General features: G+C 71.6%; 27 protein-coding genes and 4 tRNA genes. 20 read left to right on the forward strand and 11 right to left on the reverse strand.

The genetic code is table 11. From position 1 onward, the window contains the following. The first annotated feature begins 30 nt into the window (after positions 1–30). The 5 genes from ACYVJ0_RS04680 to ACYVJ0_RS04700 all read left to right on the forward strand — a co-directional run bounded on the left by ACYVJ0_RS04680 (position 31) and on the right by ACYVJ0_RS04700 (position 2,904). Positions 31–112, forward strand: a tRNA-Tyr gene (locus ACYVJ0_RS04680). 100 nt (positions 113–212) lie between these two features. Continuing rightward, positions 213–1,010 carry an inositol monophosphatase family protein gene (locus ACYVJ0_RS04685; protein ID WP_449854121.1) on the forward strand — a complete coding sequence of 266 codons (798 nt, stop codon included), beginning with the start codon at positions 213–215 and terminating at the stop codon, positions 1,008–1,010. 212 nt (positions 1,011–1,222) lie between these two features. Next, positions 1,223–2,668, forward strand: coding sequence for a M23 family metallopeptidase (locus ACYVJ0_RS04690; protein WP_449854122.1), 1,446 nt, complete (start codon positions 1,223–1,225; stop codon positions 2,666–2,668). A gap of 66 nt (positions 2,669–2,734) precedes the next feature. Further along, positions 2,735–2,806, forward strand: a tRNA-Thr gene (locus tag ACYVJ0_RS04695). Positions 2,807–2,830: 24 nt separating this feature from the next. Beyond that, positions 2,831–2,904: transfer RNA gene (locus ACYVJ0_RS04700), tRNA-Met, on the forward strand. Positions 2,905–2,949: 45 nt separating this feature from the next. Here ACYVJ0_RS04700 and ACYVJ0_RS04705 read toward each other — a convergent pair. The 4 genes from ACYVJ0_RS04705 to ACYVJ0_RS04720 all read right to left on the reverse strand — a co-directional run bounded on the left by ACYVJ0_RS04705 (position 2,950) and on the right by ACYVJ0_RS04720 (position 4,870). Next, complete coding sequence (locus ACYVJ0_RS04705) at positions 2,950–3,366, reverse strand: alpha/beta fold hydrolase (RefSeq protein WP_460816332.1); 417 nt, start codon at positions 3,364–3,366, stop codon at positions 2,950–2,952. 12 nt (positions 3,367–3,378) lie between these two features. Further along, positions 3,379–3,669, reverse strand: a complete 291-nt coding sequence (locus tag ACYVJ0_RS04710) for a hypothetical protein (RefSeq protein ID WP_449854124.1) — start codon at positions 3,667–3,669, stop codon at positions 3,379–3,381. 145 nt (positions 3,670–3,814) lie between these two features. After that, positions 3,815–4,132 (reverse strand): DUF7882 family protein, encoded by a 318-nt coding sequence (locus ACYVJ0_RS04715; protein ID WP_449854125.1) that lies wholly within the window; start codon positions 4,130–4,132, stop codon positions 3,815–3,817. Positions 4,133–4,162: 30 nt separating this feature from the next. Beyond that, a complete protein-coding gene (locus ACYVJ0_RS04720; RefSeq protein WP_460816333.1) occupies positions 4,163–4,870 on the reverse strand; it encodes an EAL domain-containing protein in 708 nt (235 codons plus the stop codon). Positions 4,871–5,113: 243 nt separating this feature from the next. Here ACYVJ0_RS04720 and ACYVJ0_RS04725 point away from each other — a divergent pair, with 243 nt between their 5' ends. Genes ACYVJ0_RS04725 through ACYVJ0_RS04745 form a run of 5 tightly spaced genes read left to right on the forward strand, consistent with a single transcriptional unit; the run spans position 5,114 to position 9,931 of the window. Then, complete coding sequence (locus ACYVJ0_RS04725) at positions 5,114–7,069, forward strand: diguanylate cyclase domain-containing protein (protein WP_460816335.1); 1,956 nt, start codon at positions 5,114–5,116, stop codon at positions 7,067–7,069. Positions 7,070–7,127: 58 nt separating this feature from the next. Continuing rightward, positions 7,128–7,919, forward strand: a complete 792-nt coding sequence (locus tag ACYVJ0_RS04730; protein WP_449854128.1) for a sulfite exporter TauE/SafE family protein — start codon at positions 7,128–7,130, stop codon at positions 7,917–7,919. Between the two features lie 37 nt (positions 7,920–7,956). Continuing rightward, on the forward strand, positions 7,957–8,403 hold the full coding sequence (locus tag ACYVJ0_RS04735; RefSeq protein ID WP_460816338.1) for an FAS1-like dehydratase domain-containing protein: 447 nt from the start codon (positions 7,957–7,959) through the stop codon (positions 8,401–8,403). Beyond that, positions 8,400–8,795, forward strand: a complete 396-nt coding sequence (locus tag ACYVJ0_RS04740) for a MaoC/PaaZ C-terminal domain-containing protein (protein ID WP_460816339.1) — start codon at positions 8,400–8,402, stop codon at positions 8,793–8,795. Before ACYVJ0_RS04735 ends, ACYVJ0_RS04740 begins: the two co-directional genes overlap by 4 nt. After that, positions 8,792–9,931 (forward strand): UDP-N-acetylmuramate dehydrogenase, encoded by a 1,140-nt coding sequence (locus ACYVJ0_RS04745; protein WP_460816341.1) that lies wholly within the window; start codon positions 8,792–8,794, stop codon positions 9,929–9,931. Before ACYVJ0_RS04740 ends, ACYVJ0_RS04745 begins: the two co-directional genes overlap by 4 nt. Positions 9,932–10,089: 158 nt before the next feature. On the opposite strand, the gene ACYVJ0_RS04750 is transcribed toward ACYVJ0_RS04745, so the two are convergent. Together ACYVJ0_RS04750 and ACYVJ0_RS04755 are read right to left on the reverse strand one after the other, a co-directional pair. Continuing rightward, the gene (locus ACYVJ0_RS04750) at positions 10,090–11,367 is read right to left on the reverse strand and encodes a cell division initiation protein (RefSeq protein WP_460816343.1); all 1,278 of its coding nucleotides are present in this window, start codon (positions 11,365–11,367) and stop codon (positions 10,090–10,092) included. 182 nt (positions 11,368–11,549) lie between these two features. After that, positions 11,550–12,752, reverse strand: a complete 1,203-nt coding sequence (locus tag ACYVJ0_RS04755; RefSeq protein WP_449854133.1) for a pyridoxal phosphate-dependent aminotransferase — start codon at positions 12,750–12,752, stop codon at positions 11,550–11,552. 130 nt (positions 12,753–12,882) lie between these two features. Between ACYVJ0_RS04755 and ACYVJ0_RS04760 the strand changes: the two genes are divergently transcribed. From ACYVJ0_RS04760 to rplA, 6 genes are all read left to right on the forward strand, one after another. Beyond that, positions 12,883–14,340, forward strand: coding sequence for an NAD-dependent succinate-semialdehyde dehydrogenase (locus ACYVJ0_RS04760; protein WP_449854134.1), 1,458 nt, complete (start codon positions 12,883–12,885; stop codon positions 14,338–14,340). A 145-nt stretch (positions 14,341–14,485) separates the two neighbouring features. Beyond that, a tRNA-Trp gene (locus tag ACYVJ0_RS04765) sits at positions 14,486–14,558 on the forward strand. Between the two features lie 35 nt (positions 14,559–14,593). Further along, positions 14,594–14,851: a preprotein translocase subunit SecE gene (gene secE, locus ACYVJ0_RS04770; protein ID WP_449854135.1), complete on the forward strand. Its 258-nt coding sequence runs from the start codon at positions 14,594–14,596 to the stop codon at positions 14,849–14,851. A 31-nt stretch (positions 14,852–14,882) separates the two neighbouring features. Next, on the forward strand, positions 14,883–15,875 hold the full coding sequence (gene nusG / locus ACYVJ0_RS04775) for a transcription termination/antitermination protein NusG (protein WP_449854136.1): 993 nt from the start codon (positions 14,883–14,885) through the stop codon (positions 15,873–15,875). Positions 15,876–16,049: 174 nt separating this feature from the next. Next, positions 16,050–16,481 (forward strand): 50S ribosomal protein L11, encoded by a 432-nt coding sequence (gene rplK / locus ACYVJ0_RS04780; protein ID WP_449854137.1) that lies wholly within the window; start codon positions 16,050–16,052, stop codon positions 16,479–16,481. 14 nt (positions 16,482–16,495) lie between these two features. After that, on the forward strand, positions 16,496–17,188 hold the full coding sequence (gene rplA, locus ACYVJ0_RS04785; RefSeq protein WP_449854138.1) for a 50S ribosomal protein L1: 693 nt from the start codon (positions 16,496–16,498) through the stop codon (positions 17,186–17,188). A 523-nt stretch (positions 17,189–17,711) separates the two neighbouring features. Here the strand turns inward: rplA and ACYVJ0_RS04790 are convergent. Continuing rightward, positions 17,712–18,371, reverse strand: a complete 660-nt coding sequence (locus ACYVJ0_RS04790) for a LysE/ArgO family amino acid transporter (protein ID WP_460816346.1) — start codon at positions 18,369–18,371, stop codon at positions 17,712–17,714. An 84-nt stretch (positions 18,372–18,455) separates the two neighbouring features. Between ACYVJ0_RS04790 and ACYVJ0_RS04795 the strand changes: the two genes are divergently transcribed. Then, positions 18,456–19,325: a LysR family transcriptional regulator ArgP gene (locus ACYVJ0_RS04795; protein ID WP_460816347.1), complete on the forward strand. Its 870-nt coding sequence runs from the start codon at positions 18,456–18,458 to the stop codon at positions 19,323–19,325. 14 nt (positions 19,326–19,339) lie between these two features. On the opposite strand, the gene ACYVJ0_RS04800 is transcribed toward ACYVJ0_RS04795, so the two are convergent. The 4 genes from ACYVJ0_RS04800 to ACYVJ0_RS04815 all read right to left on the reverse strand — a co-directional run bounded on the left by ACYVJ0_RS04800 (position 19,340) and on the right by ACYVJ0_RS04815 (position 23,630). Next, complete coding sequence (locus ACYVJ0_RS04800; RefSeq protein ID WP_449855270.1) at positions 19,340–20,368, reverse strand: NADP-dependent oxidoreductase; 1,029 nt, start codon at positions 20,366–20,368, stop codon at positions 19,340–19,342. A gap of 118 nt (positions 20,369–20,486) precedes the next feature. Beyond that, positions 20,487–20,981 carry a MarR family winged helix-turn-helix transcriptional regulator gene (locus ACYVJ0_RS04805; protein WP_449855271.1) on the reverse strand — a complete coding sequence of 165 codons (495 nt, stop codon included), beginning with the start codon at positions 20,979–20,981 and terminating at the stop codon, positions 20,487–20,489. After that, positions 20,978–22,726 (reverse strand): MDR family MFS transporter, encoded by a 1,749-nt coding sequence (locus tag ACYVJ0_RS04810; protein WP_460816349.1) that lies wholly within the window; start codon positions 22,724–22,726, stop codon positions 20,978–20,980. Before ACYVJ0_RS04810 ends, ACYVJ0_RS04805 begins: the two co-directional genes overlap by 4 nt. Positions 22,727–22,940: 214 nt before the next feature. Beyond that, positions 22,941–23,630, reverse strand: coding sequence for a YqaJ viral recombinase family protein (locus ACYVJ0_RS04815; protein ID WP_460816350.1), 690 nt, complete (start codon positions 23,628–23,630; stop codon positions 22,941–22,943). Between the two features lie 306 nt (positions 23,631–23,936). Here ACYVJ0_RS04815 and rplJ point away from each other — a divergent pair, with 306 nt between their 5' ends. The 3 genes from rplJ (at position 23,937) to ACYVJ0_RS04830 (ending at position 26,396) form a co-directional block, all read left to right on the forward strand. Beyond that, a complete protein-coding gene (rplJ, locus tag ACYVJ0_RS04820) occupies positions 23,937–24,452 on the forward strand; it encodes a 50S ribosomal protein L10 (protein WP_460816352.1) in 516 nt (171 codons plus the stop codon). 50 nt (positions 24,453–24,502) lie between these two features. Then, a complete protein-coding gene (rplL, locus tag ACYVJ0_RS04825) occupies positions 24,503–24,892 on the forward strand; it encodes a 50S ribosomal protein L7/L12 (protein WP_449855275.1) in 390 nt (129 codons plus the stop codon). A 205-nt stretch (positions 24,893–25,097) separates the two neighbouring features. Further along, positions 25,098–26,396 (forward strand): ABC transporter substrate-binding protein, encoded by a 1,299-nt coding sequence (locus ACYVJ0_RS04830; protein ID WP_460816354.1) that lies wholly within the window; start codon positions 25,098–25,100, stop codon positions 26,394–26,396. Position 26,397: the final 1 nt, after the last annotated feature.

The following is a 26,397-nucleotide window of genomic DNA, read 5'->3' on the forward strand; positions in this document are numbered from 1 at the left end:
GGCTGAACAAGTCGGCCGGGTGCGCATCCTGGTAGGTTGCCCGAGCGGCCAAAGGGATCTGACTGTAAATCAGACGGCTCAGCCTTCGGGGGTTCGAATCCCTCACCTACCACGTGCGAGGCCCGCATCCATCGGATGCGGGCCTCCGTCGTTCCCGGGGTCGTGGATCGCGCGGCACCGGGCGTTCACCGGGCGGCGATAGCGTGGGGAGCATGACGACTCCGGGGGAACTGCGGGCGCTGGCGCGCGAGATCGCGGCCGAGGCCGCCGAGCTGGCGGCGCGGCGCCGGGCCGAGGGGGTCGCGATCGCGGCGAGCAAGTCGACGCTCGCCGACATCGTGACCGAGGCCGACCGCGAGGTCGAGGCGCTCATCCGCGCGCGCCTCGCCGCGCAGCGACCGGATGACGCCTTCTACGGCGAGGAATCCGGCGCGGGGAGCGGCACGTCGGGGATCACGTGGGTGGTCGACCCGATCGACGGCACGGTGAACTACGCGTTCGGCATGCCGGCATGGGCCGTGAGCATCGGCGTGGTCGAGGGCGGCGCCGATCCGATGACCTGGCACGCGCTCGCCGGCGTCGTGCACGCGCCGGTGCTCGGCGAGGTGTTCGAGGCGGCCGCGGGCGAGGGCGCGTGGCTCGGCGGGCGGCGGCTCGAGGTCACGCGGGAGGCGCCGGCGGGCGCGCTCATCGCCACGGGCTTCAGCTACGACGCCGCGTCGCGCCAGGAGCAGCTCGCGCTCGTGCAGCGCGTGATGCCGCTCGCGCGCGACCTGCGCCGCATCGGCGCCGCGTCGCTCGATCTCGCGTACGTCGCGGCCGGCCGGCTCGACGCCTACTACGAGCGCGGGCTGCGTCCGTGGGATCTCGCCGCCGGCGCGCTGCTCGTGCAGGAGGCCGGCGGACGCGTGGGCTGGCACCCCGCCGACGAGCGCGGCCGCGCGATGATCGTGACCGGCGGCCCGGCGATCTTCGACGAGCTCTACGTCGCCGTCGCGCCCGACGCCTGACCGCTCCCATCCGTCACTCGGCGGGGGTGTCGGAAGATTTAACACGCCCGTTTCCCGAACCGGCGGCGTGGACTGGCGATGCCCAGGTTCATCCGGGTAGTGTGTGGGTTATCCGATCGTTATAGTCCGATCCCGACGGACGAGGCGGTCGGTGCCCCCGATACACGAGTGCCGATCCCCCGCGGCACCCGAGCGAAAGCCTCCGTACGCCCGTGCCTCACGACCTCCCCCCGGCCGAGCAGCCGACGCGCCTCTCGCGGCGCGCGCTGCGCGCCCAGGCAGCAGGTCTCGCCGCGGCGCTCGCGCAGGCCGAGGCGGCGGCATCGTCGGATCGCGCCGTGGCCGTTCCCGAGCGGCGCTCGGCGGAGGTCGCGCCCGTGGCGCACCCCCCGGCCCAGATCGCCCCTGCCGCAAGCGTGGAGCCCGCAACGGTGGAGCCCGCTGCCGAGGCGCCTGCGACGAGCAAGCCGACGCCCGCCGAGACCGTGCCGCTGACCCGTCGTCAGCGCCGTGCCCTCGCGCAGTCGGCTGCGCACAAGCCCGTCGACCTCGTCTCGGTCGAGGTCGACGACGCGGCCGCGGCCCCCGCGACGCCGCTCGAGGCCGCCGCCGAGGCGCCCGACGCCGAGTCCTCGATCGCGATCGACGAGGTCCCCGCGCCCGAGGTCATCGCTCCGACGGAGCCGGCGGAGCCCGCAGAAGCGGATGAGCCGGCCGAGCAGTCCGAGCCCGTCGAGGCAGACGCCTCGAGCTCGTCGGACGATCCATTCCTCGAGGCCGTCCGCGCCTTCGGTGCGACCGGCGAGACCCCGGTCATCCGCGACGCCGCCGAGAGCGGGCGCGCCGAGGAAGCCGACCACGTCGCGCCGCGCCGCCCGCGCCGGCTGCGGCGCGTCATGGCCACCACCACCGCTTCGCTCGGCGTGATGGGGATCGTCGGCGCCCTTGCGGTGGGCCTGACCACGCCGATCGGCGCGATCGCCGCTCCCGCCGAGGGCGAGAGCCTCGCGACGCAGGCGTCCGCGTCCGGCTCGCTGGGCGGATCGAAGGCCGACATCCAGGCCTTCGTGGCGCCGGCCGACGTGACGGCGGAGGCGCTCGAGGCGTCGAGCTCGTACGCCTCGACGAGCTACAGCGAGCTCGCGGCCGCCGAGGGCATCAATGCCTCGGGCGCCGCCTTCACGAACGACCCGACGGCCGACATCCAGTGGCCGTTCCTCGTGGGCGTGGGCATCAGCTCGCCCTACGGGTACCGCTGGGGCCGGCTGCACGAGGGTCTCGACTTCGTGCCGGGCGCGGGCGCGCCGATCCAGGCGATCGCCGACGGCACCGTGCGCATCGCCACCGAGGCGGGCGGCTCGTACGGCGTGAACGTCTACATCGACCACATCATCGACGGCCAGCTCGTCACGAGCCACTACGCGCACATGCAGTACGGCTCGCTGCGGGTGGTGCCCGGCCAGCGCGTCGAGGTGGGCGACATCATCGGCCTCACGGGCAACACCGGCCGCTCGTACGGCGCGCACCTGCACTTCGAGATCATCATCGGCGGATCCACGATCGACCCGATGCCGTGGCTGCAGAAGTGGGCGGGCACGCACTATCCGGACGAGGCCGCCGCGGAGCCGGCGGGTCAGCCCGAGACCTCGGAGGGATGAGCCCCGGTTCGTGAAGGACCGCGGCGGGATGGTATTCTCTTCTGGTTGCCCGTGACCGGGTAGCACGCCCCGATAGCTCAGTGGCAGAGCACTTCCATGGTAAGGAAGGGGTCGTCAGTTCAATCCTGACTCGGGGCTCGCAGCATCTACGGATGCAGTCGCGGCGGAGTAGCTCAGTTGGTGAGAGCGCACGACTCATAATCGTGAGGTCGCGGGTTCAAGCCCCGCCTCCGCTACCGCATGCAGGCCCCCGGTTCGCCGGGGGCTTTCGCGTTCCCGGCTCAGGACGCCTGCCCGCGGGTGACCGCATCGCGCACGGCGACGACAAACGCTCCGGGGGCGTCGACCTGGAGGGCATGGCCACCGCGGGGTACGATCCTCAGTTCTGCGCCGTCGATCCCGCGGGCGAGCTCTCTCGCCGCGGGCAGATTGGGCCGGTCGGCGGACCCGCACAGCACCACGGTGGGGGCGTGTATCCGAGGGAGCGCATCGCGCAGATCCGCCCGCGCGCCGGCATCCAGCACCGCGAGCAGTGCAGGCTTGTCCAGCCCTTCCGGAAGCCCGAGCAGTCGCGACGGGATGGCGGTGATGAGGGCCCGCTGCAGGGACATGAGCGCGCGCGGGGGCCGCACCTGTCCGTCGTCCCAGCTGGAAGCGGCCTGCCCGGCGCCGGCGATGAAGACGATCAGGTGGGCCACACGCCGATTCTCTCAGGCGGTCGCGCGCAGCGTGGCCTCGCGGCAGAGGTCGCGGATCGCGGCCGTGATGCTCGCGCGGGCGCCGATGGGACGCGTGTCGCCGAGGTGCGCGCCGGCGAGGCACTCCCAGCCGTCCTCGGTGGCGCAGACGTAGCCGACGACCGTGTCGTCGAGCAGGATCTGGTAGCAGTCGAGCCCGACGGGCACGATCTCGGCCTCGGGGGCCCGGCCGAGCGCGGGGTGCCCCGAGCTCATCGGCGCGTTGGTGCGCGAGGGGCGGACGGCGGTGGTCGGGTCGGTCATCAGCGTCATCGTCTTCTCCGATCTCGACATCACGGTGGCAGCATGTGCGCTGCTGCCACCACTCTCCCGAGTAGAACCGCTTTCGGGGAATCGAGGCGCGAGGCTTGACGACCGTATGCCGCACGGGCTATGGACCGGACGCTGCTCAGGGCGACGGAGTGAACGTGATCGATCCGGTCGCGCTCTCGGCGGCGATGCGCTCGAGGCGCGCGGGATCGGTCGAGGGCGGCGTGACGGCGTCGAACTCGAAGCGCAGGTCGATGGCCGGAGCCACCCAGATCGCCACGCGCTGCCGAGCCTCCGTCCACGACAGGAGGAACCCCTCGCGGCGACGCAGCTTGGTCACGACGACCGCCTTGACGTGTGCGAGCTCGTCGTCGTCCACCTCGACGGGGTCGGGGTGTCCGTCGTAGTAGAGGCGGCCCATCTCCACACCGTAGACCCCCGGGGCGTGCGGCGCCATGGTCGGCGCCTTCCGAGAGACGCGCGGGTCTCAGGCGGCGGCGTACGGCGCGGGGCGGCCGTAGAGGTAGCCCTGCGCGTAGTCGATGCCCGCGTCGACGGCGGTGCGGCGGTGCCGCTCGGTCTCCACACCCTCCGCGAGCGTCCTGGCGCCCACCATGCGCGCCGCTGCCACGTACGCGCGCAGCTTCCTCGCCTCGGTCAGTCCGTCGCCGTCCGCGGGGACGGCGTTCCACAGCAGGGACTTGTCGATCTTGACGATGTCGGGGCGCAGGTCGATGATGCGCTCGACGTTGGCGTGGTTGGTGCCGGCGTCGTCGATCAGGAGCATCGCGTCGAGCTCGTCGACGTGCTCGCGCACGCGGCTGTCGGTGCCGAGCACCGAGGTCTCGAGCAGCTCGATGCCCCAGCGCCGACCGCGAGGCAGGAGCGAGCGCACCTCGGGCCGCGCGATCGACTGCGCCGACAGGTTGATCGTCACGGAGTAGGACGCCGGGATGGCCGAGGCCGCCGCGACGGCGCTGCGCGCGAGCGCGAGCTCGAGCTCGACGATCCCGCACGCCGGGTCCGCCAGGTGCTCGGTAGGCGGCCGCCCGTCCTCGAACCGCGCGAGGGCCTCGTATCCGACGATCCCGCCGGTCCGCGTCGAGACGAGCGGCTGGAAGACGATGCGGTGCGCGGGCACGTCCCTTCGTCGCGTGGCACGACGTGCCTGATCGATGTCGCCCGTCACACTCATCCGTTCTCGTGGCGCGGTTCTCTCGAGCGCGACGTTACCAGTGTGACGGGTGGGAGTGGTGTGCCGATTTGCGCCGGAGACCCTCCCGAGAATGTCTTCCGGAATGCTGCCCGATAGTCCCCGGGCAGCTATGGCGGATGCCCAGGCCCGTTCGGTATGGTCAGGGCGCACTCGCACCCCCGACCACACAGCACCCGGCGGCCCGGTCACATGGCACCGCCGGAGTGCCCGAACCGGTGAGACATGGCACGTTCCAACGACAGGGTCCTGACTCCCCTCGTCAGCCGCGTGCGCCGGGCGTGGAAGCACCAGTCGCGCTTCTCGCTCACCACCGCCATCGGCTCGCTCTACTTCGCCGCGCTCGCCGGGGCGCACCTCCTCGCGCACGATCCCGGCCCGGTGCAGGCCGCGCCCGAGGTCACGGTGCTGCTGTTCGGTCTGGCGGGCATGCTCGTGGCGCTCATCGCCGGGCGGCGGTTCCCCCGCTGGGCGGGGATGGCCCTGTCGTTCCTGCTGGGCGGCGGGATCGCGGCGGTCCTGACCTCGAGCGACCACCCCGGCACGGTGGTCGCGGCGCTCCTCGTCGTGCCCGTGCTGATGGTGTACCTCGGCTTCCAGCCCGCCGGCATGGCGCGCCTGGCCGCCGCCGTCGTCATCGTCATCTGCGCGGTGGCCGTCTTCGGCGGCCGCATCGAGCCGACGCACACATCGAGCGGGTCGTGGGTGGTCGTGTACGGCGGGATCGTGTGCTGGCTCGTGCTCGAGGTCTCGCTCGCGCTGGGGGAGGACCTCTCCCGCGTGGTGCGGACCGATCCCCTCACGGGAGCGCTCAACCGGCGGGGACTGAACCGCTACGTGCGCGAGACCCGCCGGTCGGGGGCGGAGCGCTGGATCCTCGTCGCCGACATCGACGGGCTCAAGCCCGTCAACGACCAGCACGGCCATGCCGCGGGCGACGCGCTGCTGCGGGCGACCGTCGCGTCGTGGCAGGAGGTGCTCGGGCCGAACGACGTGGTCGGGCGCTGGGGCGGCGACGAGTTCGTCATCATCTTCCGCGCCTCGGGCGAGGCGGCCGCGCGCGAGGTGGAGGCGCGCCTGCGCGAGGCAGCCGCGCAGCCGTTCAGCGCCGGGCTGGTGCGGCTGCAGTACGGGCCGGGGCTCGACATGCTCGTGCGTCTCGCCGACGACGACCTGTACCGCGAGAAGCGCGAGCGACCGCCGCGGGCCGACACCATCACCGCGCCGGTGATCACGGGCGACACGGTGGACGAGAGCGTGCAGGCCTGGCCGGCGCTCGTGTCGATCGGGGCGGCCGCCCTCTACGTCGCCAGCGCCGCCGTCGGCCTGATGTCGGCGATGACCGTGTGGCAGGTGGTGGCCGAGACCGCGGCCGTCGCCGTCGGCGTGGCGGCCATCTTCGTCGCGGTCCGGCTCGGCGCGCGCTACCCCCACTGGGGCGTCCTCGTCTGGGCGGGCGTGATGGCGGTCACCCTCATGGTGCGGGCGGGCGTGCGCGACGACGCGGACGGGCTCATCGAGCTGCTGTTCTGCCTGCCGCTGTTCGCGGTGATCTCGGGGTGGTTCTATCGCCGCCGCGTCGGGCGCTCCTTCCTGGCCGCCATCATCCTCGGCGTGCTCGCGACGGTGGCGTTCCTTCCCGCGGAGGTCGCCGAGGCGGTCGGATCGATGCCGCTCGTCGCGGCCATCGCCACCGCCTGGCTGCTGCTCGAGGCGGTGCACGCCGTGCGCCACGGGGAGCGCACGCTCGCCGAGACCGATCCCCTCACGCGCGCCCTGAACCGCCTCGGCCTCGACCGCGCCTTCGAGCGCGCCGCCGAGCGCACGCGGCGGCGGGGGCTGCCGCTCGCCTACGTCGCCGTCGACTTCGACGGCTTCAAGCAGATCAACGACGAGCAGGGCCACGACGCGGGCGACCGCCTGCTCCAGTCCGCGGTGGAGGCGTGGCGCGACGCGCTGCGCGCGGACGACGTGATCGGCCGGGTGGGCGGCGACGAGTTCGTCATCCTCCTGCCGGGTGCGTCGGCCGCCGCAGCCGAGGCGACGATGACGCGCCTGCACGCCGAGGCGGGCGGCGGCTGGTCGTGGGGCGTGGCCGAGCTGCGCGACGGCGACGACGCCGCGTCGGTCGGAGCGCGCGCCGATGCGGTGCTCTACGCGGCCAAGGCCGCCCGGAACTGATCCGCGGGGCGAACCGCCGGGGTAGCGTGGAGCGGTTGCCGCCGAGAACAGGAGCCCGATGACCGCCGACGCCCGCACCCCCAGGACCTACCTCGCGTTCGTGGCGATCGGCCTCGTCTCCGGCTTCATGTCCGGCCTGTTCGGCGTGGGCGGCGGCACCGTGATCGTGCCTCTGCTCGTGCTGCTGGCGGCGTTCGGGCAGAAGCTCGCCTCGGGCACGTCGGGCGCGTCGATCATCGTCACCGCCGCGGTCGGCGTCATCTCCTACGCCGCGCACGATCAGGTGAACTGGCTGGCGGCGGCGCTGCTCGCCGTCGGCGGCGTCGTCGGCGCGCCGATCGGGGCGCAGCTGCTGCATCGGATCAGCGAGGCGGCCCTGCGCTGGATCTTCGTCGGCTTCCTCGTCGTCGTCATGATCAGCCTCTTCTTCATCATCCCGGACCGCAGCGCAGACGTGCCGATGAACGTCTGGATCGGGCTCGCGCTCATCGCGACGGGCGTCGTCACGGGCGTGCTGTCCGGCCTCATCGGCGTGGGCGGCGGGATCATCGTCGTGCCGGTGCTGATCCTCCTCTTCGGCGCGAGCGACCTCGTCGCCAAGGGCACGTCGCTGCTCATGATGATCCCCACGACCATGTCGGGCGCGTGGCGCAACTGGCGCAACCGCAACATCGACTGGGCGGCCGCGGGGGTGATCGCCCTGGCGACGTGCGTCACGACGCCGCTCGGGGCGATCGTCGCCGGCGTCGTGGACCCCGTCGTGGCGAACTGGCTGTTCGTGGCGTTCCTCGTGCTCATCGCCGCGCAGATGGCGCAGCGCGCGATCCGCGCCGGCCGCCAGGGCCGCTGACCGGGAGCGGCCACGACAAGCCGCGTAGGATCGAACGGTGGCCGTGAATCCTGATCTCGTCGGCCGGGAGTTCCCGCCGACGCCGCCGTACCTCGTGGGTCGCGAGAAGGTGCGCGAGTTCGCGCGCGCCGTGCTCGCGCAGTCCCCGCAGCATCACGACGTCGAGGCCGCGCGCGCCCTCGGCTACGCCGATGTCGTGGCGCCGCCGACCTTCGCGATGGTCGTGCAGGACCTCACGCTGCAGCAGCTGCTGGGCGACGAGTCCGCCGGCATCGTGCTGGAGCGCACGGTGCACGCCGAGCAGCGGTTCCGCTACTCGCGCCCGATCTTGGCCGGCGACGAGCTCACCGCCACGCTGCGCGTGACGCAGGTGCGCGCGATGGGCGGCGCGTCGATGGTCACGAGCGAGTCGGACGTCGTCGACGCCGACGGTGCGCACGTGGTCACGACCACCTCGATCCTCGTCGTGGGAGGGGCCGAATGAACGCCGGAGACGTGCTCGCCGAGCGCACCGTGCACCTCACGCGCGAGTCGCTCGTGCGCTACGCCGGGGCGTCGGGCGACTTCAACCCGATCCACTACCGCGACGATGTCGCCCAGTGCGTGGGCCTGCCCGGCGTGCTCGCGCACGGCATGCTCACCATGGGCATCGCCGGATCGGTCGTGGCCGATGCGCTCGGCGACGCCGGCCGCATCCTCGAGTACGGCGTGAAGTTCACCAAGCCCGTCGTCGTCGACGCCGAGGCCGGCGCGGACGTGGCGATCGTCGCCACCGTCGGCAAGGTCGAGGACGACGGCACGGTGCGCGTGGACCTGACGGTGAGCCACGGCGAGACGAAGGTGCTCGGCAAGGCCCAGCTGCGGGTGCGGGTGTGACGGAGCCGGCCGAGTCGATCCCGCTGTCGCGGCTGACGACCCTGCAGGTGGGCGCCGCGCCCGCCCGCATGGTCGAGGCGCGCACGCGCGATGAACTCGTCGCGGCCCTGCGGGAGGTGTGGGCCGACGGCGACGACTGGTTCGTGCTCGGCGGCGGATCGAACCTGCTGGCGGGAGACGAGCCCTTCGACGGCACCGTCGTGCGGATCCTCACGACCGGCTTCGCAGAGGTTCCCGGCGCGCCGGAGGGGCGCGTGCGCGTGCGCGTGGAGGCGGGGCAGAACTGGGACGAGCTCGTGGCCTGGTCGGTGTCGCAGGGCCTGCGCGGCATCGAGGCGATGTCGGGCATCCCCGGCACGGCCGGCGCGGCGCCCATCCAGAACGTCGGCGCCTACGGGCAGGAGATCGTGCAGACGCTCGTCGAGGTCGAGCTCATCGACGAGGCCACCGGCGAGGTGCACGTGGTGCCCGCCGCCGAGCTGGGGCTCGGCCCGCGCACCTCCGACCTGAAGCGGCACTACGGCGAGGAGCCCGCGCGCTCGGCGGTGATCCTCTCGCTCACGCTCGAGCTCGAGCGCGTGGGCACGGATCCGCGCCCCGTCACGGATGCGCGCATCGCGTCGGCGATCGGCCTGCCGCCGGGTGCGGAGGCCTCGCTGGCGTCGATCCGCGACACCGTGCTGCGCATCCGCGCGGCCAAGGGCATGGTGCTCGACGCCGCCGACGACGACACCCGCAGCGCCGGCTCGTTCTTCAACAACCCGATCGTCACCGAGCAGGAGGCGCGCTCGCTGCCCGCCGACTGCCCGCGCTGGCCGATGGAGCCCGACATCGACGCCGTCTCGGTGATCCCGCTCGAGCGGTTCGACGGGTGGGTGCCCGCCCCCGCGCCACGCCAGGCGCCCGTGAAGGTGAGCGCGGCGTGGCTCATCGAGCACTCGGGCCTGCGCAAGGGGTTCCGGCTCGGCCGCTCGCGCGCCTCGCTGTCGACCAAGCACACCCTCGCGATCACGAACCGCGGGGGAGCGACCGCCGGCGAGATCGCGGAGCTCGCCCGCTTCGTGCAGATGCGCGTGGCGCAGGAGTTCGGCATCGAGCTGCGCCCCGAGCCGCTGTTCGTCGGCGTGGAGCTGTGAGCGGCCGCTGACGCCGTTCGGCGGCCGCCCCGGCGGGCCCGGGGCTCAGTCGGCGCGCGCCGGTCTCTTTGTCCGCAAGTCTCTGCCAAGTCCGCGCGTCTGAACAGCCGGATTCGACAGAGACTTGCGGACATGGGCTCGGCCGGCGGGCCCGGGGCTCAGTCGGCGCGCGAGGGCTCGCCCTGTGCGTCGGCGTCGGCGTCGGCGCCGGGCGCCTCGGGCGCGGCGGAGAGCGGGCCGTCGGGGCGGATCAGCTCGCGCACCTCCGCCATGAAGCTCGTCAGCTGCTGCTGCTGCCAGCGCAGCTGGCGGGCGCGGTCCTCGGCGTCGTGCAGCACGGCCGTCGTGTGCCCCGTGACCGTCTCGACGATCTTCTGGGCCTTCGCCCGCGCGCGCTCGAGCGTCTCGCGGGCGCGCACCTGCGCGTCGGCCTCGATCTGCGCCGCCTGCGCGCGCATCAGGCGCTCGTAGTCGTCGGCCTTCGCCGAGATCCGCTGGGCGTGCTCGAGCGACGCGGCGACCTGCTCGTTCGCGTCGGCCGTGATCCGCTCGGCGTGCGCCACGGCCTGGTTGTGCAGCACGAGGAACTCCTGCTGCGCGTCGTCCTGGCGGCGGGTGAGCGACTCCTCGAACTCCAGCAGGCGGGCGTTCATCTCGCGCACCTCGCGCTCCGTGTCGGCGCGCAGCTGCGAGGTCTCGCTCGTCACGAGCGCGCGCAGCGCGGCGGCGCCCTTCTCGGCCTCGGTGCGGATCGCGGCCGCCTCGCGCTCGGCCTGCGCCACCTTCTCGGCGGCGTGCTTCGCCTCGCGCTCGATGCGGGCCTCGTGCGCCATGTACTCCGTCTCCATCTTGAGACGGATCTGGTCGGCGTCGTGCTGGGCCTGCGCCGTGATGCGCGCCACATCGGCGTCGAGCTCGGCGCGCTGCGCGGCGACGTCGTCGCGCGCGGCCTCGAGCAGGCGCTCGGCCTGCAGCGCGGTGTTCTGGATGAGCGTGTTCGCCTGCTCCTCGGCCACGCGCAGCACGGCCTCGAACTGCTGACGGGTCTGCGGCTGATCGCCGTCGCCCGCGCCGTCCGAGAGCTCCGTCGTGAGCGCGGCGATCTGCTGCTCCGCCTCCGCGGCCTTCGCCTGCGCCGCCGCGAGCTGCGCGGCGCGCTCCTCCGACTCGGCGCGCAGCCGCTCGGCCTCCGCGCGCAGCCGCTCGGCCTCGGCGCGCTGCTCCTCGAGCTCCTGGCGGTGCCGGTCCTCGAGCGAGGCGAGCCGCGCCGAGACGCTCTGCAGCTTCGAGCCGAGGTCGGCGACCGCCGCGTCCACCTCCTCGCGGTCGTAGCCGCGGAAGCCGATCGAGAACTCGGCCTGCTCCGGCGATCCCGTCGGGAACAGGTCGTCGAATTCTTCGCGGCGACCGCCGCCGTCGGTCGTGGACGTGCTCATGCGGAGGCGTCTCCCTGCAGTCGGGGTTCACGCGACGCGCGTCGCGCGGGTGGGGGATGGTGCAGGGGCGCTTCCGTAGGACCGAGCCTGCGTGTTCATCGTAGGAGGCCGTGGGGTGCGCCTCAATGGAACCGGACGGATCCGGACGGCGTATATCGGCAGCGAGGGGCGGTCGCGGCCGCTCAGGCGCCGAACAGGCGCTGCAGGCGGCGCACCCCCTCGAGCAGCTGGTCGTCGCCGAGCGCGTACGACAGGCGCAGGAAGCCGCTCGGGCCGAAGGCCTCGCCGGGGACGACGGCCACCTCGGCCTCGTCGAGGATGAGATCGGCCAGCTCGAGCGAGGTCTCGACCCGTCGGCCCGCCCATTCGCGGCCGAGCAGGCCCGTCACGTCGGGGTAGGCGTAGAACGCGCCCTGCGGCGTCGGCACCGAGACGCCCGGGATCCGCGACAGCTCGTCGACGATCAGGCGCCGGCGGCGGTCGAACGCCTCGCGCATCCGGTCCACCTCGTCCTGCGGCCCGCTCAGCGCCGCGATCGCGGCGCGCTGTGCGACGTTGTTGACGTTGCTCGTGAGGTGGGACTGCAGGTTCGCCGCGATCCTGATCGCGTCGACCGGGCCGATCATCCAGCCCACGCGCCAGCCCGTCATGGCGTAGGTCTTGGCGACGCCGTTGACGAGGATCGTCTGGCCGGCCAGCTCGGGCACGGCCTCGACGATCGAGACGGCCCGCGCCCCGTCGTAGGTGAGGTTCTGGTAGATCTCGTCGGTGATCACCCAGATGCCGTGCGCGAGCGCCCATTCGCCGATCGCGCGCGTCTCCTCCTCGGTGTACACCGATCCGGTGGGGTTGGAGGGCGAGACGAACACGAGCGCCGTCGTGCGATCGGTGCGCGCGGCCTCCAGCTGGTCGACGGTCACCTTGTAGTCCTGCTCGGACCCGGCGAACACCTCGACGGGCGTGCCGTCGGCGAGCTGGATCGCCTCCGGGTAGGTCGTCCAGTACGGCGCGGGCAGCAGGACCTCGTCACCGGGGTTCACGACGGCCTGGAACGCCTGGTAGACCGACTGCTTGCCGCCGTTGGTCACGATGATCTGCGACGGCGAGACCTCCAGGCCCGAGTCGCGCAGCGTCTTCGCGGCGATCGCCTCGCGCAGCGCGGGCAGCCCGGCGGCCGCGGTGTAGCGGAAGTTCGCGGGGTCCTTCAGCGCCTCCGCCGCGGCCTCGACGATGAACGGCGGCGTGGGGAAGTCCGGCTCGCCGGCCGCGTACGAGATGACGGGGCGGCCCTCGGCCTTCAGCGCCTTCGCCTTGGCATCCACCTTGAGCGTGGCGGATTCGGCGATGGCGGAGATCTTGCGGGACAGCGGCGCGCGTTCGGTCACGCGTCAATCGTAGGACCACGCCCTCCCCGCCGTCAGGCCCCGCGGCGCGCCCTCGCGATCCGCGGCGCGCTGATGCACGATGGGCCGGGGAGGCCGCGGCGCGGTCCCCGCGGACAGGAGGAGCGAGCACATGGACGAGAAGACGCTGATCGGATCCATCCCGAAGGGGCTGTTCATCGGGGGCGAATGGGTCGACGCGACGGGTGGGGGAACGCTCGAGGTGCGCGATCCCGCCACGAACGAGGTCATCGCGCGCATCGCGGACGCGACGGCGGACGACGCCACGGCCGCGCTCGACGCGGCCGTCGCCGCGCAGGAGGAGTGGGCGGCCACGCCGCCGCGGCAGCGCGGGGAGATCCTGCGGCGGGCGTGGGAGCTCGTGCAGGAGCGCAAGGAGGACCTCGCGCTCGTCATGACGATCGAGATGGGCAAGCCGTTCGCCGAGTCGCTGGGCGAGGTCGCCTACGGCGGCGAGTTCCTGCGGTGGTTCGGCGAGGAGGCGGTGCGCATCACGGGCCGCTACGGGCTGAACCCCGAGGGCACGGGCCGGATCGTCGTGTCGCAGCGGCCGGTGGGGCCGTGCTTCTTCATCACGCCGTGGAACTTCCCGCTCGCGATGGCCACGCGCAAGCTCGCGCCGGCGCTGGCGGCCGGCTGCACGAGCGTCATCAAGCCCGCGCAGCTGACCCCGCTCACCACGATGCTCTTCGTCACCCTGCTGGAGGAGGCGGGCCTGCCCAAGGGCGTCGTGAACGTCATCACCTCCTCGTCGTCGAGCCGCGTCGCCGAGCCGATCCTGTCCGATCCGCGCCTGCGCAAGCTGTCGTTCACCGGATCCACCGCCGTGGGCAAGAAGCTCATCGCGCAGGCGGCAGACAATGTGCTGCGGGTGTCGATGGAGCTGGGCGGCAACGCGCCCTTCGTGGTCTTCGACGACGCGGATCTCGATGCCGCCGTCGACGGCGCCATGACGGCGAAGTTCCGCAACGTCGGGCAGGCGTGCACGGCGGCCAACCGGATCATCGTGCACGAGGACGTCGCCGAGGAGTTCACGCGGCGGGTCGCCGAGCGCGTGGCCGGGATGCGCGTCGGGCGCGGCACGGAGGAGGGCGTGCGGATCGGCCCGCTCATCGACGAGGACGCCGTGGCCAAGGCCGACGAGCTCGTGCGCGACGCCGTCGACCGCGGCGCGACGCTCGTGCGCGGCGGGGCGCGAATCGACGGACCTGGCACGTTCTACGAGCCGACCGTGCTCTCGGGCCTCGCCCCGGACGCGCGCATCATGTCGGAGGAGATCTTCGGGCCCGTCTTCGCCGTGGCGACCTTCGCCACCGAGGACGAGGCCGTCGCGCTCGCGAACGACACCGAGTACGGCCTCGTCTCGTACGTGTACACGCAGGATCTCGCGCGCGGTCACCGCATGATCGACCGCCTCGAGACGGGCATGATGGGCCTCAACGTGGGCGTGATCTCGAATGCCGCGGCGCCGTTCGGCGGTGTCAAGCAGTCGGGAATGGGGCGCGAGGGCGGCTTCGAGGGCATCCACGAGTACCTCTCGCCCAAGTACACGCTGCTGCCCGCGGACTGACGCCCCGGCGGTCGCGACGCGCCCGGGGCGCGGGGCCGCGTGTCGTCGCTCCGGGCGCATGCCGTACACTGGTGCGTGCAGTTGTCTGCATTCTTTCGGCATGCCCGGAGGGGTCTGGACGACACCCGAGGATCGCGGATCCTCTAGGGCGGTAGCTCAATTGGCAGAGCAGCGGTCTCCAAAACCGCAGGTTGCAGGTTCGATTCCTGTCCGCCCTGCGCGTCAGCGTCAGCTGGCTCACGAAAGGTAGCGAATGGCCAAGGACGTTTCGGGCGACATCGTCGCGGCAAACGGCGCGACCGAGAAGAAGCCCGGCTTCTTCGGGCGGATCCTGATCTTCTTCCGCCAGGTCATCGCCGAGCTGCGCAAGGTCGTCACGCCGACCCGCTCTGAACTGCTGAAGTTCACGGCCGTCGTGCTCGGCTTCGTCGTGGTCGTGATGGGCCTTGTGTACGGGCTCGACATCGTGTTCTCGTGGGTCGCGACCGTCGTGTTCGGCGTGCCGAGCTGATCCCGACGCACGAACGGAAGAGAAGAACCACGTGCCTGAGAACCACTTCGACGACGTCGACCTCGCGACCGCCGCAGAGCAGTCGAGCGAGGACGACGAGGCGCAGGACGGCAACGTCCTCGCGTCCGAGGAGCGCGCCAACGAGGCGGCCGAGCGCGGTGCCATGCACATCGACGGCGACCTGGGCGACGCGGACGAAGACATCGACATCGACGACCCGGAGGCGGACGCGATCGTGAACGACGCACTGAACATCGACGAGACGGCCGAGGCGGAGGCCGCCGCGGAGGTGCTGTCCGACGACGCCGCCGAGAACGGCGTGGACACCACCGCGGAGAACGACGAGCAGCCGGCGGAGAGCACCGACGAGGGCGCGGCCGAGGCGGCCGACGGCGACGACCCCTACGCCGAGTTCCGGGCCGAGCTGCGGTCCCTCGAGGGCAAGTGGTACGTCATCCACTCCTACGCGGGCTTCGAGCGCAAGGTGAAGGCCAACATCGAGCAGCGCAAGTCGACGCTCGAGGTCGAGGACGACATCTACCAGGTCGAGGTCCCGATGGAGGACGTCGTCGAGATCAAGAACGGCCAGCGCAAGATGGTCACGCGCGTGCGCATCCCCGGCTACGTGCTCGTGCGCATGGAGCTCAACGAGGACACCTGGTCGGTCGTGCGGCACACGCCCGGCGTGACCGGCTTCGTCGGCAACGCGCACAACCCCACGCCGCTGCGCTTCGAAGAGGCGTTCAACATGCTCAAGCCGCTCGCCGAGATCAAGGAGGCCGAGAAGGTCGCCGCCTCGGGCAAGTCGGCCGCCAAGACCGGCGCCGCGCCGCGCGTCATCCCCGCCGAGGTCGACTTCGAGGTGGGCGAGACCATCACGATCAAGGAGGGCTCGTTCGCGGGCCTGCCCGGCACGATCAGCGAGATCAACGCCGCGAGCGGCAAGCTCACGGTCCTCGTCTCGCTCTTCGAGCGCGAGACGCCGGTCGAGCTGTCGTTCGACCAGGTCTCCAAGATGATCTGATCCCACGGGATCCCCACGAGAGCCGCTCCCTTCCGGGGGCGGCTCTCGTGCATTCCTGCTAGGATTGTCTGGTTTGCGCCCTGTCTGCGCGAACGATCGCCACCGCTTCCGGGATGGCTCCCGGATGCGGGAGAGCGGATGCATCCGGCATCCACTCGACGAAAGGAATGTGCAATGGCACCGAAGAAGAAGGTCTCGGGGCTCATCAAGCTCCAGATCCAGGCCGGCCAGGCCAACCCGGCGCCGCCGATCGGACCCGCCCTGGGTCAGCACGGCGTCAACATCATGGAGTTCTGCAAGGCGTACAACGCGGCGACCGAGTCGCAGCGCGGCAACGTCATCCCCGTGGAGATCACCGTCTACGAGGACCGCAGCTTCACGTTCGTCCTGAAGACCCCGCCGGCCGCTGAGCTGATCAAGAAGGCCGCGGGCGTCAAGAGCGGCTCGGCCACGCCCCACACGGTGAAGGTCGCCAAGCTCACGAAGGCGCAGGTCGAGGAGATCGCCAAGACCAAGCAGCCCGACCTGAACGCGAACGACCTCGAGGCCGCCTCGAAGATCATCGCCGGCACCGCCCGCTCCATGGGCATCACGGTCGAGGACTGAGGGGGATCACGACAATGGCTACCAAGTCCAAGGCTTACATCGCCGCCGCCGAGAAGATCGAGGCCGGCAAGTACTACACGCCCGCCGAGGCCGTAGCGCTCGCGCGCGAGACCGGCTCGAAGAAGTTCGACGCCACCGTCGAGGTCGCGCTGAAGCTCTCGGTCGACCCCCGCAAGGCCGACCAGATGGTGCGCGGCACCGTCATGCTCCCGCACGGCACGGGCAAGACCGCCCGCGTCATCGTGTTCGCGAACGGTGCGGCCGCCGAGGCCGCCATCGCCGCGGGCGCCGATGAGGTCGGCGGCGCCGAGCTCATCGAGAAGGTCGCCGCCGGCTGGACCGACTTCGACGCCGCCGTGGCGGTGCCGGAGCTCATGGGCCAGGTCGGGCGCCTGGGCAAGGTGCTGGGCCCCCGCGGCCTCATGCCGAACCCCAAGACGGGCACCGTCACCCCGAACCCGGCCAAGGCCGTCGAGGAGATCAAGGGCGGAAAGATCGAGTTCCGCGTCGACAAGCACGCCAACATCCACTTCATCGTGGGCAAGGCGTCGTTCGCGCCGGAGCAGCTCGAGGCCAACATCACGGCCGCGCTGGACGAGATCGTCCGCCTGAAGCCGTCGAGCGCCAAGGGCCAGTACATCCAGAAGGGCTCGGTGTCGACCACGTTCGGCCCCGGCATCCCGCTGGACGTCAAGGCGATCGCGTAACACAGCAAGCAGAACGGGCCCCGTCTTCGGACGGGGCCCGTTCTGTTTTCTTTTCAGAAGCGTCTGTTTTCTTTTCAGAAGCGTCTGCGCGCGCTCGGGCACCCGCTTCGCGGGCTGTTTCTTTTCTTGAATCTGCGCGCGCTCGGGCACGGCTTCGCCGTGCCGCTCGCGTGCTCGCGCTCTCGCGTCCCGCGAGAGCGAGGCGGCGCTTCGCGCCGCGGGGCGGCCGCATCGGCGGCCGCACGCTCGCGCTTCGCGCTCGCACAGTGACCGGTGGGAGCGCCATCGGCTGCACCTCATCGGTTGAACCCATCGGTTGAACCCATCGGTTGAACCCATCGGTTGGACCCCGTCGGTTGCTGAACGGAGCGCCGTAGGCGCGGAGATGAAGCGACCACAGCAACCGTTGTGGACTTGCTGGGGTCGCTTCATCTTCGTTCGCTTCGCTCACTTCGTTCAGCAACCGTGGGGGTTCACCGATCGGTTGCGCCCATCGGCTGCTGGAACGGAGCGGCGAGGCGCGTCAGCCGAGGGCGAGGCGGATCGCGAGGACCAGCATCACGACGGCGATGATCGTGTCGAGGATGCGCCATGCGCGGGGCGTGCGCAGGTAGCGGCCCAGCAGCGTCGCGGCGACCGCGAGCGCGGTGAACCAGATGACCGAGCCGGTGATGGCGCCCGCCGTGAACGTCCAGCGGTCGTCGCCGAACGTGTTGGCGATCGAGCCGAGCATGGCGGTGTCGAGCCACAGGTGCGGGTTGAGCCACGTCATCGCGGCGCACGTGAGCAGCGCCGCCGCGAGCGTGCCCGTGCGCGGACGCGTGAGCACCGCCGTGCCGCCCGTTCCCGTCGCGCTCTGCGGCGCGGGCGCGTCCGGCGCGGCCACGAGCACCTCGCCGGTCGGGCGCCATGCGCGCCGGGCGGCCATGAGGCCGTAGCAGGCGAGGAACACGACGCCCGCCCAGCGCGCCGCCTCGAGCACCCACGGCGCGTGCGAGGCCACGTAGCCGACGGCGCCGGTGGCGGCGCCGATCAGGACGAGGTCGCTGAGGATGCAGAACAGCGTGACGGCCACGATGTGCTCGCGCTTGGCGGCCTGGCGCAGCAGGAAGGCGTTCTGCGCGCCGACAGCGACGATGAGGGAGAGTCCGATGCCGAGACCGGAGAGGAAAGCGGAGAGCACGCTCCCACGGTAGGCCGCGCGCGATACGAAGGCCAGTTCACGATCCTTCACCACATGAAGCACCGCTTCATGTAGCGTCGGGTCATGCGGATCGCCCCCGAGCTCGCCGAGACCGTCGCCGCCGTCGTGGACGCGGGAAGCCTCGAGTACGCCGCCATCGACCTCGGCATCTCGCCCTCGGCGGTGAGCCAGCGCCTGCGCGCCCTCGAGTCCGAGCTCGGCCGCGTGCTGGTCGTGCGCTCGCGCCCCGTGCGGGCCACCCCGGCCGGGGAGGCCGTCGTGCGGCTGGCCCGGCAGTACGCGATCCTGCAGCACGACGCGGCGCGCGAGCTCGGTCTGGAGGGCGCCCGCGTGCGGCTCCCGCTCGCGGTCAACGCCGATTCGCTCGCCACGTGGATCCTCGATCCGCTTGCCCGCTTCGCCGCCGATCGGCCCGTCGATCTCGAGCTGCTGCGCGACGACCAGGACGCGACGGCGGGGATGCTCGCCTCCGGGGCGGTGATCGGCGCGGTGACGTCGCAGGACGAGCCCGTCGCGGGCTGCACCGTGGTGCCGCTGGGCGCGATGCGGTACTTCGCGTGCGCGACGCCCGACTACATCGCGCGGTGGCTGCCCGACGGCGCCACGCCCGATGCGCTCGCCCGGGCGCCCGTGCTGGAGTTCGACCGCCGCGACGAGCTGCAGGGGCGGTGGCTCGCGGCCAGGGGCGTGGACCACACGCGCACGCCGCGGCACTTCATCCCCGGATCGCAGGACTTCGTGAGCGCCGTGGCGGCGGGCATGGGCTGGGGCCTCGTGCCCGAGCAGATGGCGCCGCCGGGCCTCGTGCGCATCCGCGAGGAGGAGGCGGTCGTGCCGCTGCACTGGCAGCGCCGCCACCTGCGCTCGCCGCTGCTGGAGGCGCTCGACGAGGTGCTCGTGGCGGCCGCGGCCGACGCGCTCGCGGGCCGGTAGGGGGCCGGCGCCGCTCAGCCCTCGGCGACCTGCAGCACGACCTTGCCGCGGGTGTGCCCCTCTTCGAGGTGGCGATGCGCGGCGGCGATATCGGCGAGCGGGAACACCTCGTCCACGTACGCCTGCACCGATCCCGACTCCAGCAGGCGCGCGATCGTGCCGAGCGCGACCCCGTCGGGCACGACCTTGAACGACGTGGCGCGCACGCCGGCCGCGGCGGCCTCCTCGGCGTATCCGGGCCAGGATCCGGTCGGCACCGAGGCGAGCAGGCCGCCGGGTCGCAGCACCGTCAGCGAGCGCGATCCCGTGCGCGCCGACACATTGCCCACGAGGTCGATCACCACGTCGACGGTGCCGACGACCTCCTCGAACCGGGTGCTCGTGTAGTCGACGACGACCGCGGCGCCGAGCTCGCGCAGCCACGAGGTGTTGCGGGCCGACGCGGTCGCCGTCACGTGGGCGCCGAAGTACGACGCGAACTGCACGGCGAAGTGCCCCACGCCGCCCGCCGCCGCGTGGATGAGGATGCGCTGACCCTCGTGCGCGTGGGCGACCTCGACCACGAGCTGCCATGCGGTCAGCGCCGCGAGGGGCACGCCGGCCGCCTCGGCGTGCGACAGCGAGGCGGGCTTGTGCGCCACCGCCGTCGACGGCGCCACGACGTACTCCGCGTGGCTGCCGCCGGTGCGGGGCACGGCCGCCATCCCGAACACCGGCGTGCCGGGCGCCAGCGGATGGGCCTCGTAGGGCGACTTCACGACCACGCCCGAGAAGTCGAAGCCGGGCACGGCGGGCCACGAGGCGATGCCTCCGGAGACGCCCCGCCCCGCCCGCGTCTTCACGTCGATGGGGTTCAGCCCGGCGGCCACGACCCGCACGAGCACCTCGTTCATGATGGGCGCGGGCGTGGGCACGCGGTCGAGGCGCAGCACGTCGGCGCCTCCCGGAGCGTCGAACACCGCGGCGCGCATCGTGTCGGGCGTCTCGGGCACGGGCTCGCTGGCGAGCGCCGTGCTGCTGGAACGCAGCGGCCGGAATCTCATGGGTCGCACCCCCTCCTGCGTGCTCGGCGCGTCGTCGCACCGGTGCGAACAGTCAACCCGATGCGTGAGTCGCCGGTGTTTCGGCGAGGAAACAGCATCCGCGTGTCGCGGCGCCGGATCAGTCCTCGGCCGGCCCGCCCGGCGCGCCCTGCACGAGGCTGTGCAGCAGGTCGGCCAGGCGCTCCACGTCGTGCACGGGCCACGCCCGCAGCTCGCGGAACAGGCCGTCCCGCGGGCCCCGGACCTCCTCGAGGCGGGCCTTGGCGGCGGGCGTCGCCTCGAGGAGCTGTGCGCGGCGGTCGGTGGGGTCCGGTGAGCGGACGACGAGCTCGCGCTCCTCGAGCATGGCGATGAGCCGGCTGAGCTGGCCCTTGTCGAGCATCATCCGCTCGGCCAGCTCCGACGCCTTCACCGGGCCGTGGCGCACGATCGTCGTGAAGACCTTGTAGGCGCCCGGCAGCAGACCGGGGGAGAGCAGCTCGGCGTTGCGCGTGATGATGCGACGGAAGCGCTGCGCGATCTCCGAGAACTCGCTCTCGACGCGGCGGATCGCGTCGTCGCGGGCGGCGTCGTCCGGCTCGTCCGCCCGCGCCCCGCCCGCGCCCTCGCTCATCGCCGCTCGCCCTCCGCCGATCCGCGTCCCTCGCCGTCCCGGTCCTCGGCGGGCAGCGGGATCGCGCCCGTCGCCGCCAGCGACACCTGACTCACGCTGGCCAGCATGGGGTGTTCGTCCTCGGCCGTCAAATCGCGCTCGCCGTTCGCCGGCTGCTCGCCGCCGGCGGCCTCGCGGGCCGCCTTCTCGGCGCGCAGGCGCTCGACGGTGGTCTGCCGCGTGAGCGGCTTGTTGGGCAGGAAGCAGATCGCGATGAGGCTCAGCAGCGCGATCGGGATCGCCACGACGAACGCGTGTGAGATCGCCTGGGCCGAGACATCCTCGATGATCGTCGCGATGCCCTCCGGCAGCGTGCGGGTGGCGGGCAGCGCGCCCGAGGCGAGCTCCTCGGCGATCGACACGCCCTCCGGGCCGAGCTTCTGCACCTCCGCGGCCACGTCGGCCGCGCGATCCGTGAGCTGCTGCGTCATGCTGGCGGCGAGCACCGAGCCCATCACGGCCGTGCCGACCGTGCCGCCCACCGAGCGGAAGAAGTTCACGCCGGAGCTGGCGACGCCCATCTTCTTCGGGTCGGTCGTGTTCTGCACGACGAGCACGAGGTTCTGCATCGTCATGCCCGTGCCGGCGCCCACGAGGAACATGAACACGCCGACCAGCCACAGCGGGGTGTCGTAGCGCAGCGTCGACATGAGCGACGAGCCGATCGTGAGCAGCACGGCGCCGACAACGAGGAAGCTCTTCCACTTGCCGAAGCGCGTGACGAGGTTGCCGACGACGGTGGAGGAGCCGAGCATGCCGATCGCCATGGGCAGCGTGAGCAGACCGGCCTGGGTGGGTCCGAAGCCGCGCGAGATCTGCATGTACTGGCCGAGGTAGACGCTCATGCCGAACATCGAGACGCCGATGGCGATCGAGGCGAGCACCGACAGCGTGAACGTCGGGTTGCGGAACAGATCCATCGGGATGAGCGGCTCGGCGACGCGGCGCTCCACGACGACGAAGAGGATCGCGGCGACGACCCCGATCGAGACCATCGTGTAGGTCTGCCAGCTGTTCCATCCGTAGTCGGAGACGTTCGTGATCCACACGAGCAGGAAGCCGGCGGCCACGCTCAGCAGCATGATGCCGAGGTAGTCGATCCGCACCTTCTGCGCCTCGCGCGGCTCGACGCGCAGCGTCTTGGTGATCACGATGAACGCGAGGATGCCGAGGGGCACGCCCACGAAGAAGTTCCACTGCCAGCCCACGGTGTCGGTCAGCAGGCCGCCCAGCAGCGGTCCGCCGACGATGCCGACGGCCATGACGCCGGCGAACAGGCCCATGTAGCGGCCGCGCTCGCGCGGGCTGATGATGTCGGCCATCAGGATCTGGCTGAGCGCCTGCATGCCGCCGCCGCCGATGCCCTGCAGGGCGCGGAACGCGATGAGCATCTCGGCGTTCGGCGTGAAGCCGGCGCCCACGCTCGAGACCACGAAGATCGTCAGCGCGATGAGCATGAGGGTCTTGCGGTTGACGAGGTCGGAGAGCTTGCCCCAGATGGGCGTCGAGATGGCCGTCGTGAGCATCGTCATCGTGACGACCCACGTGTACTGGGTCTGGGTGCCGCCCAGATCGGGGATGATCACGGGCATCGACGTGCCGACGACGGTCATCGTCATCATCGAGCAGAACATCGCCAGGAGCAGGCCGGAGAGGGCCTCGAGCACCTGACGATGCGACATGCGGGTGGCAGCGGGCGCGGTCATGCGGGCCTTTCACGAGATCGGATGGGGCACGACCTCGTCGTCGCGCAGAAGTTGCTGAACGTCAACCATACCCAAATGGTTGCACTACGTCAACTAATCCCATATCCGCAAGTCTGTGTCGAATCCGCGCGTCCGAACGTGCGGACTTCGCACAGACTTGCGGACACGGCTCGCGGTGGTGGGCGCCGGCGGGTGGGAGGCGCGGGAGGACGCGTCAGTCGGCGAGGGCGAGGGCGAGGGCGCGGTAGGCCGAGCGGGAGGCGGCGCGGTGCAGGGCCTCCTCGCGCGGGGTGAGCGCGCGGCGGCGGGGCACCTCGTTGCCGGTGGTGCGGCGGTAGAGCTCGTCGATGAGCGCGGTGGCCAGGCGCACCAGCCGATCGATCTCCGCATCGTCCCGATCGATCCACACGCACTTGGGCTCGTCGTGCAGGGGGGCGAAGTCGCGGTGCTCCTCCCAGGCGAACAGCGTGCGCTCGGCGCCCAGCACGTGCTGCTGCCACCAGACCTGGCGCAGGTAGGTGCGCGGGATCGTGCGCCACGACTTGTTCGTCGTCTTGATCTCGGCGAGCGTGATCCGGCCGGCGGCGTCCTGCGCCAGTCCGTCGGGCGTGGCCAGGTGGCGCTTCTCGAGCTCGGCGTGGAAGAGCGCGCTCGAGGGCTGGATGCCGTGCGTCGCGGCCACCCAGGCCGCGATCTCGGGCTCGCGGCGCCGGCCGTGATCGGTGTACGCGTTGCCGCCGAAGCGCGACCCCATGCCGAGCTTGGCGTCGGCCGCCCGCTGGATCGCGCCGTCCCCCGTCAGCTGCGCCACGTCGGTCGCGGTGATGCCCGCGGCCCTCGCGCGCAGCCAGCCGACCCGGTCGCGGGAGTCCGCGACGATCCGGGCCTGCAGTTCGGGAGACATCTCCTCGACCCTAACCCCGCCCGCCGACGCCTCCGATCCGACGCGCGCGCCCGGCCCGGTTTGGCGGTGCCGCGGCGATGGCGTAGCATGGACGGAGCCGAAGACCGCCGGTCATCGTCGTGTGCGCAAGCGCATGAGGATCGAAGCACTGCTCAGCAGGGGCCCGCGCAGGTGTCACGAACGATTCTCCTGATTCCAGGATTCACGCTCCGTGCGCTTGCGCCGGAGCGTTTTGTTTTGCCGTGTGGTGGGAAACGGTCGGCGCCCCGCCTCCGCGGAGCGCCTCGTACACATCAAGGAGTGGCCATGGCGCAGAAGGAAGCATCGGTCGCCGAGCTCACGAAGAACTTCGAGGACTCGACCGCCGTACTGCTCACCGAGTACCGCGGCCTGACGGTTGCCGAGCTCAAGGAGCTCCGCAACAGCATTCGTCAGGACGCGGAATACGCCGTGGTGAAGAACACGCTGACCAAGATCGCCGCGAACAACGCGGGGATCACGGCGCTGGACGACGAGCTCAAGGGCCCGTCGGCCATCGCCTTCGTGCACGGCGACCCCGTCGCCGTCGCCAAGGGTCTGCGTGCCTTCGCCAAGGCACACCCTCTTCTCGTGATCAAGGGCGGCTACTTCGATGGCGCCGCCCTGAGCGCCGAGGAGGTCAGCAAGCTGGCCGACCTCGAGAGCCGTGAAGTCCTGCTGGCCAAGGTCGCCGGCATGATGAAGGCCTCGATGTCGAAGGCTGCCGCCCTCTTCCAGGCGCCGCTGTCGAAGACCGTCCGCACGGTCGAGGCGCTGCGTGAGAAGCAGGAGACCGCCGCGTAACACGCGGTGAGTGATCGACCACCAAACCCCCAACACACAGGAGATACATCATGGCGAAGCTCAGCACCGAGGAGCTGCTCGACGCGTTCAAGGAGCTCACCCTCATCGAGCTCAGCGAGTTCGTGAAGGCCTTCGAGGAGACCTTCGATGTCACGGCTGCGGCCCCGGTCGCGGTTGCCGCCGCGGGCGCCCCCGCCGCGGGCGGCGACGCCCCGGCCGCCGAGGAGAAGGACGAGTTCGACGTCATCCTCGAGGCCGCCGGCGACAAGAAGATCCAGGTCATCAAGGCCGTCCGCGAGCTCACCTCGCTCGGCCTCGGCGAGGCCAAGGCGCTCGTCGACGGTGCGCCGAAGCCTGTTCTCGAGGGCGCCAACAAGGAGGCCGCCGAGGCCGCCAAGGCGAAGCTCGAGGAGGCCGGCGCCACGGTGGGTCTCAAGTAAGACCCCTCGCGTCGCAAGACACCTCACGAAGGCCCCGGGAGCGATCCCGGGGCCTTCGTCGTTCCCGCCGCCGGTCGGCCCTGTCGCAGATCACGGTTCTGTCAAGGCGTTGAAGCCCGAGCGGCGGCCCCAGTAGGGTGACTGCATCGTCCGCTCGCGGAGTCGCGTGGCGGAGACCGAGAACGCCGAAGTCTCAGGGAGCGTCATGAGTGCGAACCGGAACCGCAGGGTCATCTTCGTCGCAGCGGCGGGGGCCGTCGGGCTCACGCTGACGGGTTGCGCGGGAGGCGACGGGGGCGGAGGCGGAGGCGAGTTCTCCGGCGAGGAGCTCAACGTCGTCGCCGCGTGGTCGGGCGCCGAGCAGGAGAACTTCGAGGCGGTGCTCGACGAGTTCGAGTCGCAGACCGGCGCCACCGTGAACTACACGAGCTTCGGCGACAACGGCCCCACCTACATCCAGGGTCAGCTCGAGGGCGGCACGCCGCCGAGCGTCGCGGTGATCGGGCAGCCCGCGCTCATGCAGGAGCTCGCCACGAACGGCGACATCGTGCCGCTCAGCGACGACGCGCTCGCGGCGGTCGAGGAGAACTACTCGCAGGACTGGATCGACCTCGCCACGGTCGACGGCTCCACGTACGGCGTCTGGTTCAAGGCCGCGAACAAGTCGACGGTCTGGTACAACGCCGACATCTACGACGAGGCCGGCGCCGCCGAGCCGGAGGACTGGGACGACTGGCTCGAGCAGCTGCAGATCGTGACCGACGCGGGCTACGCGGGCATCTCGATCGGCGCCGATGTGGGATGGCCGCTCACCGACTGGTTCGAGAACGCCTACCTGCGCGTCGCGGGCGGCGAGAAGTACGACCAGCTCACCAACCACGAGATCCCGTGGACGGATCCGTCGGTGGCCGAGACGCTCGAGGTGCTCGCCGAGCTGTGGGGCAGCGACGTCGTGCAGCCCGGCGGCGACCAGCGCGACTTCCCGACGAGCGTGACCGAGGTGTTCGGCGCGAGCCCGAACGCCGGCACGGTGTTCGAGGGCGACTTCGTCGCCGGCAACATCGCCGCCGACGGCAACTCGGTGGTGGGCGAGAACGCGCTGTTCTACGACTTCCCGGCCATCAACGGATCGGAGCCCTCGGTGGTCGGCGGCGGTGACGTCGCGGTCGCGTTCAGCGACGACCCCGCCGTGGACGCGCTCATGCAGTTCCTCGCCAGCCCGGAGGCGGCGGAGATCTGGGTGCCCAACGGGGGCCTCACCTCGCCGAACCAGAACGTGGACACGTCGCTGTACCCGGACGAGGTCTCGCAGCAGATCGCCGAGTCGCTCACGGAGGCCGAGACGTTCCGCTTCGACATGTCCGACCTCACGCCGAGCGCGTTCGGCGGCACGCAGGGGCAGGGCTTCTGGCAGGAGATGATCGGGTTCTACCAGGACCCGACCGACGTCCAGGGCACCATGGAGCGTCTCGAGGCGGCGGCCGCTTCGGCCTACGAGGGCTGAG

Source organism: Microbacterium petrolearium (assembly GCF_054782875.1).